Source organism: Burkholderia catarinensis, assembly GCF_001883705.2.
Lineage (GTDB): Bacteria > Pseudomonadota > Gammaproteobacteria > Burkholderiales > Burkholderiaceae > Burkholderia > Burkholderia catarinensis.
Genome location: NZ_MDEQ02000045.1, coordinates 18,995 through 33,244, shown reverse-complemented (window position 1 = coordinate 33,244; position 14,250 = coordinate 18,995). Strand labels below are relative to the sequence as shown.

General features: G+C 68.6%; 13 protein-coding genes, 1 pseudogene and 1 riboswitch. Of the genes and pseudogenes, 9 read left to right on the top strand and 5 right to left on the bottom strand.

All coding sequences use genetic code 11. The features are described 5' to 3' along the window. Both BFF94_RS35900 and BFF94_RS35895 read right to left on the bottom strand, forming a co-directional pair. Nucleotides 1–194, bottom strand: a pseudogene (locus BFF94_RS35900) (IS3 family transposase); the annotation flags it as partial. 136 nt (nt 195–330) lie between these two features. Next, a complete protein-coding gene (locus tag BFF94_RS35895; protein WP_128849136.1) occupies nt 331–1,626 on the bottom strand; it encodes an MFS transporter in 1,296 nt (431 codons plus the stop codon). 350 nt (nt 1,627–1,976) lie between these two features. Between BFF94_RS35895 and BFF94_RS35890 the strand changes: the two genes are divergently transcribed. After that, complete coding sequence (locus BFF94_RS35890; protein WP_219140418.1) at nt 1,977–2,918, top strand: hypothetical protein; 942 nt, start codon at nt 1,977–1,979, stop codon at nt 2,916–2,918. Between the two features lie 76 nt (nt 2,919–2,994). On the opposite strand, the gene BFF94_RS35885 is transcribed toward BFF94_RS35890, so the two are convergent. Further along, nucleotides 2,995–3,693 (bottom strand): DUF2968 domain-containing protein, encoded by a 699-nt coding sequence (locus BFF94_RS35885; RefSeq protein ID WP_128848620.1) that lies wholly within the window; start codon nt 3,691–3,693, stop codon nt 2,995–2,997. A gap of 115 nt (nt 3,694–3,808) precedes the next feature. Beyond that, entirely contained in the window at nt 3,809–4,996 is a 1,188-nt protein-coding gene (locus BFF94_RS35880) for a gamma-glutamyl-gamma-aminobutyrate hydrolase family protein (RefSeq protein ID WP_219140417.1), read from the bottom strand. A gap of 280 nt (nt 4,997–5,276) precedes the next feature. Between BFF94_RS35880 and BFF94_RS35875 the strand changes: the two genes are divergently transcribed. From BFF94_RS35875 to BFF94_RS35840, 8 genes are all read left to right on the top strand, one after another. Continuing rightward, nucleotides 5,277–5,957, top strand: a complete 681-nt coding sequence (locus BFF94_RS35875; RefSeq protein ID WP_128847824.1) for a GntR family transcriptional regulator — start codon at nt 5,277–5,279, stop codon at nt 5,955–5,957. 7 nt (nt 5,958–5,964) lie between these two features. Next, a complete protein-coding gene (locus BFF94_RS35870; RefSeq protein ID WP_219140416.1) occupies nt 5,965–7,341 on the top strand; it encodes an amidase in 1,377 nt (458 codons plus the stop codon). Between the two features lie 138 nt (nt 7,342–7,479). Further along, nucleotides 7,480–7,992, top strand: a complete 513-nt coding sequence (locus BFF94_RS35865; RefSeq protein ID WP_128847822.1) for a disulfide bond formation protein B — start codon at nt 7,480–7,482, stop codon at nt 7,990–7,992. A 636-nt stretch (nt 7,993–8,628) separates the two neighbouring features. Beyond that, nucleotides 8,629–9,633 carry a xanthine dehydrogenase accessory protein XdhC gene (xdhC, locus tag BFF94_RS35860; protein ID WP_128846917.1) on the top strand — a complete coding sequence of 335 codons (1,005 nt, stop codon included), beginning with the start codon at nt 8,629–8,631 and terminating at the stop codon, nt 9,631–9,633. An 18-nt stretch (nt 9,634–9,651) separates the two neighbouring features. Then, entirely contained in the window at nt 9,652–10,677 is a 1,026-nt protein-coding gene (locus BFF94_RS35855; protein WP_128846914.1) for an adenosine deaminase, read from the top strand. 27 nt (nt 10,678–10,704) lie between these two features. Continuing rightward, nucleotides 10,705–11,082 carry a hypothetical protein gene (locus BFF94_RS35850; RefSeq protein WP_219140415.1) on the top strand — a complete coding sequence of 126 codons (378 nt, stop codon included), beginning with the start codon at nt 10,705–10,707 and terminating at the stop codon, nt 11,080–11,082. Continuing rightward, complete coding sequence (gene guaD, locus BFF94_RS35845) at nt 11,079–12,395, top strand: guanine deaminase (RefSeq protein WP_128846912.1); 1,317 nt, start codon at nt 11,079–11,081, stop codon at nt 12,393–12,395. Before BFF94_RS35850 ends, guaD begins: the two co-directional genes overlap by 4 nt. A gap of 138 nt (nt 12,396–12,533) precedes the next feature. Beyond that, a riboswitch (yybP-ykoY riboswitch) is annotated at nt 12,534–12,671 on the top strand. 78 nt (nt 12,672–12,749) lie between these two features. Beyond that, complete coding sequence (locus tag BFF94_RS35840; RefSeq protein WP_021163944.1) at nt 12,750–13,322, top strand: TMEM165/GDT1 family protein; 573 nt, start codon at nt 12,750–12,752, stop codon at nt 13,320–13,322. A gap of 65 nt (nt 13,323–13,387) precedes the next feature. On the opposite strand, the gene BFF94_RS35835 is transcribed toward BFF94_RS35840, so the two are convergent. Continuing rightward, on the bottom strand, nt 13,388–14,086 hold the full coding sequence (locus tag BFF94_RS35835) for a DUF4136 domain-containing protein (protein WP_219140414.1): 699 nt from the start codon (nt 14,084–14,086) through the stop codon (nt 13,388–13,390). Nucleotides 14,087–14,250 lie beyond the last annotated feature (164 nt).

The following is a 14,250-nucleotide window of genomic DNA, read 5'->3' as shown; positions in this document are numbered from 1 at the left end:
GCACGCCCGGATGGATCGGCCCAATCCTGCAAGCCGTGCTTACGTAACCATACCAGTACGGTCGAGCGTCCCTGAATTCCGTAGCGTCGCTGCGCCTCTATGTACGTCAGCTCGCCTTTTTCGACCTGCGTCACCACCGACAGCTTAAAAGCCAGACTGTAGTCCCGCTGGGTCCGCTTGATCCCTTGCTCCACTTGGCACCTCTTCGTTTCGGCGAAAAAGTGTCAACCTATTTCAGGACGGGTCACGCACACGAAAAAAGGGAGCGCGCCGCGCTCCCTTTTTCAATGTGATGCGTACGGCCGGCGCCGCGCGATGTGCGGGCGCCCGTCAGGCCGCCTTGTACTGGTTGCGCGCCTCGGGCGTGCGATACAGCACGAGCGTCGCGATCAACCCGCAAATCGCGGCAACGCTCAGCCACAGCCCCGGCGCCGCCTTGTTCCCGGTCTGGTGAATCAGCAGCGTCGAGATCGCGGGCGTGAAGCCGCCGATCGTCGTCGCCAGGCTGTACGCGAGCGAGAAGCCGGCCGTGCGCACGTCGGCCGGCATCACTTCCGTCAGCGCGACGACCATCGCCCCGTTGTACGACGCGTACAGGAACGACAGCCACAGCTCGACCGCCAGCAGCCGCAGGAACGACGGATCGCCGACGAGCCACAGCACGGCCGGGTAAGCCGACAGCAGCGTCAGCACGGTGAACGCGATCAGCACCGGGCGACGCCCGATGCGATCGGAAAGCGCGCCGGACAGCGGCAGCCACATGAGGTTGGAGATCCCCACGCAAACCGTCACGACGAGCGCGTCGAGCGACGACAGGTGCAGCACTTCCTTGCCGAACGTCGGCGTATAGGCGGTGATCATGTAGAACGACACCGTCGTCATGATCACCATCCCCATGCCGGCAACCACGACACCCCAGTTGTCGAGCATCGAGCGCATGATCTCGCCCATCGTCGGACGATGACGCCTCGCGAGGAACTCGTCGGTCTCCTTCAGCGATCGACGGATCAGGAACAGGAACGGCACGATCAGGCAACCGATCAGGAACGGCACGCGCCAGCCCCATGCGGTCATCTCCTCGGCCGGCAGCGCGCGGTTCAGCAGCACGCCGACGAGCGCGGCGAACACGACGGCCACCTGCTGGCTGCCCGACTGCCACGACGTATAGAACCCCTTGTGGCCCTTCGTCGCGATCTCCGACAGGTAGACCGACACGCCGCCGAGTTCGACGCCCGCCGAAAAGCCCTGCAGCAGCCGGCCGAGCAGTACGAGCGCCGGCGCGAGCACGCCGATCGTCGCGTAACCGGGCACCGAGGCCACCGTGAGCGTACCGAGCGCCATCAGCCCGAGCGTCAGGATCAGCCCCTTGCGCCGGCCGTGATGGTCGATGTATGCGCCGAGCACGATCGCGCCGACCGGACGCATCAGGAAGCCCGCGCCGAACACCGACAGCGACAGCATCAGCGACGCAAAGGCGTTGCCGCTCGGAAAGTAGGTTTTCGCGATGGCCAACGCGTAATAGCCGTAGACCATGAAGTCGTACATTTCCAGGAAGTTGCCGCTGACTACCCGGAATACGGTGCGGACTTTCGATTCCTGCGCGATGGCGTGTGACGCTGTGGACATGTTTTTCTCGCTCAGCTCGGATGGCGCGAATCCGCGCCGCATGGATCCAACGACACGCGGCGCGCCGGGCCGGCGCGCACGGGCATCGCTGCCCGCCGGCGGCGCGCCGCACGACGACGCGCACCCCGGCATGGTCGGCGAATGATGCCACGCCAAGCCGACATTTGCCTTGTGCCCCCTGTCATTGCCGTCGCGGCCTTCCTATCGTACGAGTCACCCCGAAACGGAAGCAAAAATCAGATCGATCTGATCGACCGGCCTTCGCCGACTGACCACAATGTCACGATTTGCGACGACATTTCCGCGCCGCGGCCGGCACGGTTGCCCGTGTCGCACGGCGCACCGCCCTCATGACCCCATCGCCTCTCGTCCCCGTCGAAGGCGCGCTCGGCCGCCCTCGCGTCGCCCCGCTCGCTCACATCCCGTCGTTCGGCCGCGAATGGACCTTTCGCGGCGCGCCCGGCGCCCGGCCCGGCAAGCATTGCCTCGCGACACTGTCGACGTCCTGCATCGACGTCGACAGGCCGCACCGTGCGTGCCGCTGGCAGCCGATGCCCGTGGCGGTGTCGGCGTCGGCGCCGACCTCGGCCGGAGCGCCGGTCGCGCAGGCTGCCGCTGGCGGCCGGCGCTCCCGCCGTACCGCCGGCGGCTCCCGTGACCGGCGCGCGATGTCCGCGATCTGCTGGAGCATCGGCGCACTCGGCATCATCGGCTGGCTGATCGCCGCGCATGAGCCGTCCACGGGTTTCGGGCCCGGGCACGCGATTCAAACGGCCGGCGGTGTACCGGATCACGCCACGTCGACCGGTACCGTGCGGGTCGCCGCGGTTCAGCCGGGTACGCCGACGAACGCGTCACCGCAGCGCAAGATGGTGACACCTATCGCGACAAACGCCGAATCATCACCGGGCACGCACCGCGTCACGCTTCGTCCGGCAGCGCTTCGTCCGAATGCAACGTCCCGTGTGCAGCGCGCAGCCACTGCATCGCCGCATCGGTCAAACGGCGAGCGCAAAGCGGCGGCACCGCCCCAGCCCCCGACCGTGCAGCGGCTGGCTGCACGTCAGCCGATCCAGAGCAACGCAGCCGACACCCGCACACGCGATCGGCTCGTCCCGCCGCCGCGCGCAACGGGCACGCTCGACGATCCGCTCACGCTGATTGCGATGGCAAGCGCGCTGCACGCTACCCGGCCTGCCCGCGCAACGCACGCGCCCGCCGCCGGTTTCGACTGGACGTCGCAACTGTCCCATCGCCGCCTGACCGACGTGCCGGACGCGTTCACGCGCTGACGCCCGACCAATAAAAAACCCGGCGAAGATCGCTTCGCCGGGTTTCGCTCGTCTCTTCCGTCCGTCCGACGAATCGTTACTTGTGTACAGGCAGCCCCGTCTCGGTCTGCTTCTCGAGTTGCCGCACCTGCTCCTGCAAATCGCGCAACTGCAACTGCGCGGCCCGCTTCTCGACCTGCAGTGCCTGCGTCTGCTCCTGGGCCGACCTCTGCCGCTGCGCGACTTCGGCCTGCTGGCTGCGCGCGACGCTCAGGTCGGCCTGCAACTGCTGCGCACGATTCGCCTGCAGCGCGATCACGCGCTCGAGAAACGCCTTCTGCGCCTGCAGCTCGGTACGACGGATCTCGATATCGGCAAGTTGCACGGTCTGCTGGACGAAGTTCGCGTACACCATCTCCGCGCGGCTCTTCTCCTGCGACCGGATCACGCGCCACAGATTCTTGTCCTGGAACAGCGCGACGTAGTACGTCATCTCGCGCGGATCGAACATCAGGCTCGCGCCGTAGCTGCCGTTGTACGTCGTGCGCATTTCGACGATCCGGCCGTCGTGCAGCATCTGCGTCAGCTCGGCGACATTGCCTTGCGCTGCTGCGTCCGTCGCGGCCGACGCGGATGCCGCCGGCGACGCGTCGCCGCGCAGGCTCGTTACCGCAGGACGCGTACCGGCGACAGGCGCGGTCGCGTCGGCGGACCAGGCCGCGCCCGCATGCGCGCAGGCCGCCAGTGCAACGATCCACGTAGCACATCGTGCAGGGGAAAAATTTTGGAAAGCCAACGTCAGACTCCGGCGAACGAATCGGAACTCGCGATTATCGTTCAAAACGAAACGGCCGCATCTCGAATTTATCAGGATGCGGCCGGCCCTCATACGACGCGAAAAATGCGGCTGGCTACAGGCGGGTTTCGCGCGCCGCGCGCAGAAACGCATCGAGCAGCGGCGTGCAGTCGAGCAATTCCGAGCCGCCCGCACGATGGAACTCCGGGTGCCATTGCACGCCGACGACGAACGGCGAACGCCGGTGGCGAATGCCTTCGATGATCCCGTCGCCGGCCGACACGGCCTCGATGTTCAGATCGCGGCCGAGATCGCGGATCGCCTGATGGTGGATCGAGTTGACGATCGCTTCGCTGCGCCCAGGGAACATGCTCGCGAGCGTCGACGAGTCGGGGAAACGAATCGCGTGGCGATGCTGGTCGTAATGCTCGCTCACGTGCGCATTCGCGGTCGGCACATCGGTGGCGATGTCCTGGTACAGCGAGCCGCCGAACGCGACGTTGATCAGTTGGCAGCCACGACACACGCCGAGGACGGGTTTGCCGGACTCGACGAACTCGTGCAGCAACTCGAGTTCGTACATGTCGCGCACGCGATCGCCCGGCCATTCGGGGCGGGCGTCCGACGCCGCGTAGGTTTGCGGCGACACGTCGGCGCCGCCTTGCAGCAGCAGGCCGTCGAGATGCTTCGCGTAGTCGCGCAGGCGGATGTTGCTCGGGTGAATCATGCCCTGATGGCCAACGGTCGGAATCATGAACACGAGCACGTCGCGCGACATCACCCAGTGTGCGATCGATTCCTCGAGATACTGCAGCGTCTTGCCCCGCAGCCCCTTCGCACCCGGTTCCGGATGGAAGATCCGCGCCGACACGCCGATGCGCAGCGTACGCTGCGTGATGCGCTGGCCAGCGCGGTCGAACAGCCGGCGCGCGCGCGCGGCCACGATCCGGCCAAACACCGACCACGGCGTGTCGCTCTGCTTCAGGTAGGCCGGCGGTGCATTCTGCGCGTTCGCGGGCGGCGGGCGCGGCGTGTCGAAATCGGGCGGCGCGCCGAACCCGGGCGGCGGCGCGCCAGGCTTCGGCGACGGCGCGGCAGCGCCATTGCCAGCGGCGCCCGTCGCGCCGGGCGCGCCCGGCTCGGACGCTGCCGTGACCGGCGACGCGCCGTCCGCGGCGACGTTCTGCGCGGCAGCCTGCGCTGCCGGCGCATCGGGCGTTTTCGCCGGATCGGAACGGGGGAAACCGGAAGAAACGGAAGAGGTGCCGGGCAGACCGGCCTGGGAAGGCGTGTTTTCGCTCATGACGATGGTCTGGTACGTCGCTCACGCGTATGAATAGACGAGGATTCATTATGCTTCAGTGCACGATCGAGCGGCAAACCTGCAACATCCTGTCGATATTGTTGCAAGTCGGCGGCAAACCGCGCCGGGGAGCGTCCCCGTTCGCGCGCCGACGATACCGACGTCTGGTCGCCGGCACTGGACACCAGTGATATATCACAATAATATCCAGATACCGTCCACGCTTTCCGAACGCCCACGCCATGATCGCGCCCCGTCCGGCCGCCGTGCCACAACCCGCATGAATGCCCTGGCCGACGTTACCCGCGACCGGCGCGCCGCGTCGACGGTCAGCCTCGCCGACCGCGCGTACGCGCTGATCCAGCGCGACATCATCACGATGCGCCTGAAGCCGGGCGCCGCGCTCAACGAAGCGGACCTCGTCGCGCGCACCGGGATCGGCCGCACGCCGGTGCACCAGGCCGTGCATCGGCTCGTGCTCGAGGGGCTGCTGTCCGTGATGCCGCGCAAGGGGTTGATGGTGCAACCGCTGTCGCTCGACGACATCGTCGCGGTGATCGACGTGCGGCGCATCAACGAAGCGCACTGCGCCGAACTCGCCGCGCGCCATGCGACACCCGACGATCTCGCGCGCATGGCTGCGCTGCTCGACGACGGACAGGCCTGCGTCGACACGCACGACGTCGAGGGCATGATGGAACTCGACCGCGCACTTCACCAGGCGATCGCCGCGGCCGCGCGCAATGCGGTCCTCGCCGAAATCCTGCGTGCGCTGCACGAGCGCTCGCTGCGCTTCTGGTTCGTCACGCTGTCCGAACCTCACCATCTCGCCGACGTCCAGCTCGAGCATCGCGAACTGTTCGAACGGCTGTCCGCGCACGATGCCGCCGGCGCACGCGCGGCCGTCGAAGGCCATATCGACTCGTTCCGCTCCACGCTTCTTCAACATCTTCGCCCCTGAGCCGCTCATGACCACTTTCACGCCCTTTCCCCCGCTCGCCCAGCTCGCCGCCGATCTCGCAGCCGGCCGGACCACGAGCCGCGCGCTCGTCGACACCGCGCTCGACCGGATCGCCGATCCGTCGGGCCAGGGCGCCGTCGTCTTCACCGAAGTCGATGCCGGCAACGCGCGCGCGGCCGCCGATGCGCACGACCGGCTGCGCGCCGCGGGCACCGTGCTGTCGCCGCTCGCGGGCATTCCCGTGTCGGTCAAGGACCTGTTCGACGTCGCGGGCCAGGTGACGCGCGCGGGTTCGCGCGTGCTCGAGGGTGCGCCGGCCGCGCGTACCGACGCAGTCGCCGTCGCGCGGCTCAAGCGCGCGGGCGCGGTGCTGGTCGGCCGCACCAACATGAGCGAGTTCGCGTTCTCGGGGCTCGGGCTGAACCCGCACTTCGGCAATCCGCGCTCGCCGTACCATCGCGACGTGCCCGGCGATGCGCGGATTTCCGGCGGCTCGTCGTCCGGCGCGGCCGCGTCCGTCGCCGACGGGATGGCCGCTGTCGCGCTCGGCACCGACACGGGCGGCTCGATCCGCATTCCGGCCGCACTGTGCGGGCTGACGGGCTTCAAGCCGACCGCGAGCCGGATCCCGACGCAAGGCGGCGTGCCGCTGTCGACGACGCTCGACTCGTTCGGCCCGATCGGCCTGACGGTCGCATGCTGCGCACTCGTCGACCGGATGCTCGCGGGCCTCGAACCGCACGTGCCGGCCGCCCGGCCGCTCGAAGGCGTGCGGCTCGGCGTGCTGACGAACTACGTGACGGACGGCGTCGATGCCGACGTCGCGGCCGCGCTCGACGCCGCGCTCAAGCATCTCGAGGCCGCCGGCGCGATCGTCACGGAAGTGCGCTTCCCCGCGCTCGACCGGCTGCCGGACCTCAACCGCTTCGGCTTCTCGCCGATCGAGGCCTACGCGTGGCATCGCCCGCTGCTCGCGCAACACCGCGACCGGTACGACCCGCGCGTGCTCACGCGGATCCTGAAGGGCGAACCCGCGAGCGCGGCCGACTATCTCGACCTGCTCGCCGCGCGCGCCGCGATGCTCGACGAAGCCGCACACACAGTCTGGTCGCGCTTCGATGCGCTCGTCGCGCCGACGGTGCCGGTCGTGCCGCCGCGCATCGCCGAACTCGAAGCGGACGACGCCGCGTTCACGCGCACCAATGCGCTGATCCTGCGCAACCCGAGCGCGTTCAACTTCCTCGACGCGTGCGCGCTGTCGCTGCCGTGCCATCCGCGCGACGCGGCGCCGGTCGGCCTGATGCTCGCGGCGGCACCGCATCGCGACGACGCGCTGCTCGCGATCGGCCAGTCGGTCGAGGCCGTGCTGAACACGATCCGCTGACCGCACCAACCGTCCGCCGGCGGGCGGCGCGCACGGTGCGGCAGGGTGCCGCACGCGCGCTGTCAGTTTCGTGCCAGACCGTTCGCGCTAAAATCGCGCGATTGTTTTCCGGACCGACCCACGAGGAACCCCGCCGACATGAACGACTACACGCTTGCGCTACGCCGCGAACGCCGCCTGCTGATGCTGCTCGGATGGGTGTGCATCGCCCTGCTGGCCGGTGCGCTGTACCTGCAGTACGTGAAGAACGAAGATCCGTGCCCGCTGTGCATCATCCAGCGCTACTTCTTCTGCGCGATCGGGATCTTCGCGTTCCTGGCCGCCGGGATCCGCAACTGGCGCGTCATCTGGGGGCTCGAACTGCTGATCGCGATCGCCGCGGCCGGCGGCGTCGGCACGGCCGCGCGGCACCTGTCGATCCAGATGAATCCGGGCTTCAGCTGCGGCTTCGACACGCTGCAGCCGATCGTCGACAGCCTGCCGCCCGCGCAGTGGTTCCCCGGCATGTTCAAGGTCGCCGGGCTGTGCGAGACCGTCTATCCGCCGATCTTCGGCATCCTGCTACCCGGCTGGGCGCTGATCGGCTTCGCCGCGATCCTGATTGCGGTCGTCGCGAGCCTCTGGCGCCATCGCCGCAAGCTCGCGGGCTGACCGGCCGCTTTTCCGGCCCCCGGCGCGCGCGGCCCGATCGATCGTGCCGTGCGCGGCCGGTTCGTCCCGCCGGTTCGTCATCCTCCGGCTCTGACCGATGCTTCTGCCGGCCGCACCTTGCCGGCCACGCGTAAACACCTACTCCACCGCCGCCCGGATATCCGGGCGAACGCGCGTCGCGCGGCTTGCGCACCCACGCCCCGTCACGCCTGCGTTTCGGCCCGATGTGCACGCATCGGCACCCTGACCCCGCGCGACGGGCCTATGATCGACATGATCGCCTCCTGATAGCCCGGATCACCGCCCGGTGATGTTCCCGTCGCCTTGCGGTGCTATCTTCGGGACTGGATGGCGATCTACGTGCGCGAGGCCAGGCGGTCTCACCACCCCCTGCGTAACGCGCGCCCGATCCGCAATGTCGACTGGATTCATCATGACAACGCAAACCATCCGCATCCGTCACCCTCATGGCGTCCGCGCGTCCGGCGGCGTCGTTCGCGCGCGCCGTCGGCGCGCTGCCGCCGCACCGCATTGGCCGTGCGGCCGGCCTGCCCCGCTCCCGTCCGTCCTCGTTGCCGCCGCGCCCGCCAGCCCGCGCCGCGTGTCGTGCCGCGTCGTCCCGAACGGAGCGTGCTGATGGAAGCCTGGCTCGGCGATCTGCAGCAACTGCTTGCGCACGGCGAAGCGGCCGTGCTCGTGACGGTCGCGCACACCGACGGCTCCGCGCCGCGTGAAGCCGGCACCAAGATGCTCGTCACGCGCGACACGGCCCGCCATACGATCGGCGGCGGTCACCTGGAATGGAAAGCGATCGAGATCGCACGGCATCTGCTGAAGGATGGTGCGCACGTGCCCCACGCGCGCAGGCTCGAGCGGCTCGCGCTCGGCCCGAGCCTCGGCCAGTGCTGCGGCGGTGCGGTCGTGCTCGCGTTCGAGCGGCTCGACGTCGGCGATCTCGGCTGGATCATGTCGCTCGCGAAACGCGTCGCGGCCGGCGCCGCGACCGTGCGTAGCGTATCATTCGGCCCCGCGCCGGGCGCGCCGCTGCTGAGCGAGCCCGAATCGGAAGCCGCGCGTGCCGACTGCCTGCTGTGGGAAACCGGCGGCGTGTCGCTGATGACCGAAACGATCGCGCCGTATGCGTTCCCCGTCATGCTGTTCGGCGCCGGGCACATCGGCACCGCGCTCGTGAAGATACTGGCGACGCTGCCGTGCCACGTGCGCTGGATCGACGGTCTCGATGCGGTGTTCCCGCCGGCCGACGTGCTCGCCGGCATCGGCAATCTCGCGATCGACGCGGCCGCTGCCCCGGCGGATGCCGTCGACGCGGCGCCGCCGCAGTCCTACTTCGTCGTGATGACGCATGACCACGCACTCGATTTCATGCTGGCCGAGCGCATCCTGCGGCGCGGCGACTACGCATACTTTGGGATGACCGGCTCGCACGCGAAACGCGTGCAGTTCGATCATCGCCTCGCGGCGATCGGCATCGACCCGGCCCAGGTCGCGCGGATGCGCTGCCCGATTGGTGTCGAAGGCATCATCGACAAGGCGCCCGAAGTCATTGCGATCTCGGTGGCCGCGCAGTTGCTGCAGGCCGTCGAGGCGAACGCACCCGCGCAGGCTTCCCCAACATACTGACCGACCAAGAACCACGCCATGACCCCGACATTCAAGGACAAGATTGCCCGCGCGCCGAAAGCGGAGCTGCATATCCATATCGAGGGCTCGCTCGAGCCCGAACTGATTTTCGCGCTCGCGCAGCGCAACGGCGTGAAGCTCGCGTACGACTCGATCGACGCACTGCGCGCCGCGTACGCATTCACCGACCTGCAATCGTTCCTCGACATCTATTACGCAGGCGCGAGCGTACTGCTGACCGAGCAGGATTTCCACGACATGACGGCCGCGTACTGCGAACGCGCGCTCGCCGACAACGTCGTCCACACCGAACTGTTCTTCGACCCGCAGACGCACACCGAACGCGGCGTGCCGATCGAGACGGCCGTCGCGGGCATCGAGCGCGCACTCGCCGATGCCGAGCAGCGCGGGCTGTCGAGCAAGCTGATTCTGTGCTTCCTGCGCCACTTGTCCGAAGAGGACGCGCTCGCGACGTTCGAATCCGCGTTGCCGCTGTTCGAGCGCTATCGCCATCGCCTGATCGGCGTGGGTCTCGACTCGTCCGAGCTCGGCCATCCGCCGACGAAGTTCGCGCGCGTGTTCGAAAAGGCGCGCGCGCTCGGGCTGAAGCTCGTCGCGCACGCGGGCGAGGAAGGCCCGCCCGCCTACATCTACGAAGCGCTCGACGTGCTGAAGGTCGACCGGATCGACCACGGCGTGCGCAGCATCGAGGACGCGGCACTCGTCGAACGCCTCGCCAAATCGCGCACGGCGCTCACCGTTTGCCCGCTGTCGAACCTGAAGCTGTGCGTATTCGACGACATGGCGAAACACACGCTGAAGGCGCTGCTCGACCGCGGCGTCGCGGTAACGATCAACTCCGACGATCCGGCCTATTTCGGCGGCTACGTCAATGAAAACTACTTCGCGACGGCCGAAGGGCTGCAACTCACGGATGCCGAAGTCCATGCGGTGATCCGCAACGGCTTCGAGGCGTCGTTCATCGAACCGGCGCAGCGCGACGCGCTGTTCGCGCGCCTCGACGCGTACTGGCAAGCCGCGTGACGGCCGGCATCGAGGAACGCTAGACAGATGAAACACGGCAACGGCATCCGCTTCGCGACCACCGGTTCGGCCTTGTGCCGGGCCGATCGCCTGCGTGCACGCGTGACGACGGCGCAATCCGTCATCGCTCGCGCGCGCCGGCCGTCACGGTTTGCCGTTTCGTTCGCCACCGCATCGGTCGCGAGCGCAATGGCTGCGAGGTTCGCCGGCAACCACGCGCCGGCGGCCCCGGCCGCCACGTTCGCCCGCGCGATCGCATCCGGCCGTGCCGCACGCAGCGTGCCGCGGCCGCTCGCGAAGCGCCGTCCCGCCCCCGTGCGGACGGCGCCATCCATGCCTTCGCCCGCGCGGCGTCGATCGCTTTCTTCTGTTCGCCTTACCTTGATGCAGGACCATTCGTCATGACGCAAACCGCTTTTCGTTCCCAACTGCTGACCTTCAACGGTGACCCTGCGCAATCGAGCCAGGCCGCGAACTACGAGACCGACGGTCTCCTGATCGTCGACGACGGCAAGGTCGTCGCGGCCGGCCCGTATGCGCAGCTCGCCGCGACGCTCGCGCGCGACGCGATCGTCCATGACCTGCGCGACAAGCTGATCGTGCCCGGCTTCATCGACACGCACATCCACTATCCGCAGACGGACATGATCGCGTCGCCGGCGCCGGGCCTGCTGCCGTGGCTGGACAAGTACACGTTCCCGACCGAGCGCCAGTTCGGCGATCCCGGGCATGCGCGCGAAGTCGCCGATTTCTTCATCGACGAACTGCTCGCCTGCGGCACGACGAGCGCACTCGTCTACTGCACGGTGCACAAGCAGTCGGCCGATGCGCTGTTCGCGGCGAGCGACGCCCGCAACCTGCGGATGATCGCGGGCAAGGTGCTGATGGACCGCAACTGCCCCGAATTCCTGCGCGACACCGCGCAATCGGGATATGACGACAGCGCCGAGCTGATCGACCGATGGCACGGCAAAGGCCGCCAGATGTACGCGCTCACGCCGCGCTTCGCGCCGACGTCGACCGAGGCGCAGCTCGAGGCGTGCGGCGAACTCGCGCGTCGCCATCCGGACGTGTTCGTGCAGAGCCACGTCGCGGAAAACGTCGACGAGGTGAAATGGGTGGCCGAGCTGTTCCCCGGCCACCGCAGCTATCTCGACATCTACGACCGCTACGGGCTGCTGCGCCCGCGCGCGGTGTACGGCCACTGCATCCACCTCGACGACGAGGACCGCCGCCGGATGGCCGAGACGCGCACCGTCGTCGCGCACTGCCCGACGTCGAACTTCTTCCTCGGCAGCGGGCTGTTCGATTTCGACAAGGCCGGCGAATACGGCGTGCCCGTCACGCTCGCCACCGACGTCGGCGGCGGTACGTCGTTCTCGATGCTGCAGACGATGAACGAAGCGCACAAGGTCGCGCGGCTGTCGGGCCACCACCTGAGCGCGACGCGGATGTTCTGGCTCGCGACGGCCGGCGCCGCGCAGGCGCTCGACCTCGCCGACACGGTCGGCACACTCGCGCCGCGCACCGAGGCCGACTTCGTCGTGCTCGATCCGCATGCCACGCCGCTGCTTGCGCGCCGCACGAAGCGCGCGGATTCGCTCGAGGAACTGCTGTTCGCGTTCGCGCTGCTCGGCGACGACCGTGCGGTGTACCGCACCTATGCGGCCGGCGAGCTCGTCCACGAGCGCGGCGCGGCACGCCGCCCCGCCGCGTAACGGCTCGCGGGGGTCCCGTCCCGGCATGCGCGCACCTTCGCCGCCGCGCATGCCGGGCAGTCGAAGGTCGTCACTCGCCGATCGCGCCCCGACGCTCCGCCCGACCGCTTTCCCGCGCGCAGCGCACCGTGCTAGAATTCGCCGCTCATTGGGGAGTAGCCGCTCCGCTCGATGTCCCGCGCCCCCGGCGCGCATCGTGACGGAGGCGTCCGTCAACAGACTTGGCCGTTCGGCCATGGCGGACGCAGCCACCTAGGCCTGGCGAGACCGATGGTTCACAGTGCGCCGCATCAGGGCCCGGCGCGCGGTGGATCGTCGCTCGCACGCACAACACCGGCCCGTGGAACCCCATACGTGTCCCAAGCCTTCCTGATCTCGACCGGCGCCGTCGCCCTCGCTGAAATCGGCGACAAGACCCAACTGCTTTCCCTCGTATTGGCCGCGCGCTATCGCAAGCCGGTACCGATCATCCTCGGCGTGCTCGTCGCGACGCTCGTGAACCACGGTTTCGCAGGCGCGCTCGGCGAATGGCTCGGCGCGCTCGTCACGCCGTCGATCATGCGCTGGGCGCTCGCGTTCTCGTTCATCGCGATGGGGTTGTGGATCCTCGTGCCGGACAAGCTCGATGCCGACGAAGCCAATGCCAACCGTTCGCGGCTCGGCGTGTTCGGCGCGACCCTCGTGGCATTCTTCCTTGCGGAAATGGGCGACAAGACGCAGATCGCGACCGTCGCGCTTGCCGCGCGCTTCCAGGACTACATCGGCGTCGTGGCCGGCACGACGTTCGGGATGATGCTCGCGAACGTGCCCGCGATCCTGCTCGGCGACCGCTTCGCGCACCGTCTGCCGACGAAGCTCGTGCACGGGATCGCAGCCGTGCTGTTCGTCGTGCTCGGCGCGCTGGCGCTGCTGGGCGTCGGGGTCTGACGAGGGGCCTGACGAAAAAGGGATAGCCGGCGCGGCCGGGCGGCCGCGCCGGGGCTGACGCCGCGTTACTTCGCGACCGCCGCGCCCGAAGCCGGCCCAGCCGGCACCGCGCGTTCGTTGGCGGCCGGCGCCGCCGGCCCGCCGCGCTTGTCGACCGGCAGCCGGACCGAGCGGACCGCGCCGTTCGACAACGGGAAATCGGCGAGCGCGCTGCGCGCGAGGAACGGCATCGCGTACAGCAGCGTACCGTTGTCGCCGGTCGTGCGCGCGGACACGTTGTAGACCTCCTTGCCCGTCGCGCGCTCGGTGATGCGGATGCCGAGCGTGTAGTCAAACACCTGGTACGTCTGCGCGACATAGCCGGCCGGCATCGGCCCCCAGGGGCCCCACGGACCCCACGGCCCGCGCCGCCAGTACGGCCCGGGCGCGAACCACGGATCGTAGTAGACCGGCTGCGGCACCGTCACGAGATCGCTGCCGACCGCATAGGTCAGCCCGACGAGATAGCGTGCCTGCGCCGGCGGCACCTGCCGGAATGCATACGCGGACAGCTCATTCGCGACGATCGGCTCGTACGTCGACTGCTCGATGCTGTTCTTTTGCGCATCGGTGCGCGTGAACGCATAGGTGCGTGTCGCGTCGCTGCCGCTCCAGTCGGAGAAGGCCGTGACCTGGGTTGTCACGTAGCTGGTGCAGCCGGTCAGCAGCGCCACGCACAGCGCCGTCGCCCAGCCCGCCCCGCGTTGAATCCATTCGCGTTTCATGTTGATCCTCGTCGATCCGTCACCCGTTCGTCGCACCGCGCGAGCCGTAACGGGATGCCGATAATACGCGGACTGCCGGAACCGGTAAAAAGTTCGCCCGGCACGCAGCCGCAAGCCTTTGTACAATGGCCCGGTTCGCCCGGCCCGTGCCGCGGGCCCGTCCC

Coding starts and splice junctions, on each gene's coding strand:
- BFF94_RS35895 (WP_128849136.1), bottom strand. CDS start 1,626: ATGTCCACAGCGTCACACGCCATCGCGCAGGAATCGAAAGTCCGCACC.
- BFF94_RS35890 (WP_219140418.1), top strand. CDS start 1,977: ATGACCCCATCGCCTCTCGTCCCCGTCGAAGGCGCGCTCGGCCGCCCT.
- BFF94_RS35880 (WP_219140417.1), bottom strand. CDS start 4,996: ATGAGCGAAAACACGCCTTCCCAGGCCGGTCTGCCCGGCACCTCTTCC.
- BFF94_RS35875 (WP_128847824.1), top strand. CDS start 5,277: ATGAATGCCCTGGCCGACGTTACCCGCGACCGGCGCGCCGCGTCGACG.
- BFF94_RS35870 (WP_219140416.1), top strand. CDS start 5,965: ATGACCACTTTCACGCCCTTTCCCCCGCTCGCCCAGCTCGCCGCCGAT.
- BFF94_RS35865 (WP_128847822.1), top strand. CDS start 7,480: ATGAACGACTACACGCTTGCGCTACGCCGCGAACGCCGCCTGCTGATG.
- xdhC (WP_128846917.1), top strand. CDS start 8,629: ATGGAAGCCTGGCTCGGCGATCTGCAGCAACTGCTTGCGCACGGCGAA.
- BFF94_RS35855 (WP_128846914.1), top strand. CDS start 9,652: ATGACCCCGACATTCAAGGACAAGATTGCCCGCGCGCCGAAAGCGGAG.
- BFF94_RS35850 (WP_219140415.1), top strand. CDS start 10,705: ATGAAACACGGCAACGGCATCCGCTTCGCGACCACCGGTTCGGCCTTG.
- guaD (WP_128846912.1), top strand. CDS start 11,079: ATGACGCAAACCGCTTTTCGTTCCCAACTGCTGACCTTCAACGGTGAC.
- BFF94_RS35835 (WP_219140414.1), bottom strand. CDS start 14,086: ATGAAACGCGAATGGATTCAACGCGGGGCGGGCTGGGCGACGGCGCTG.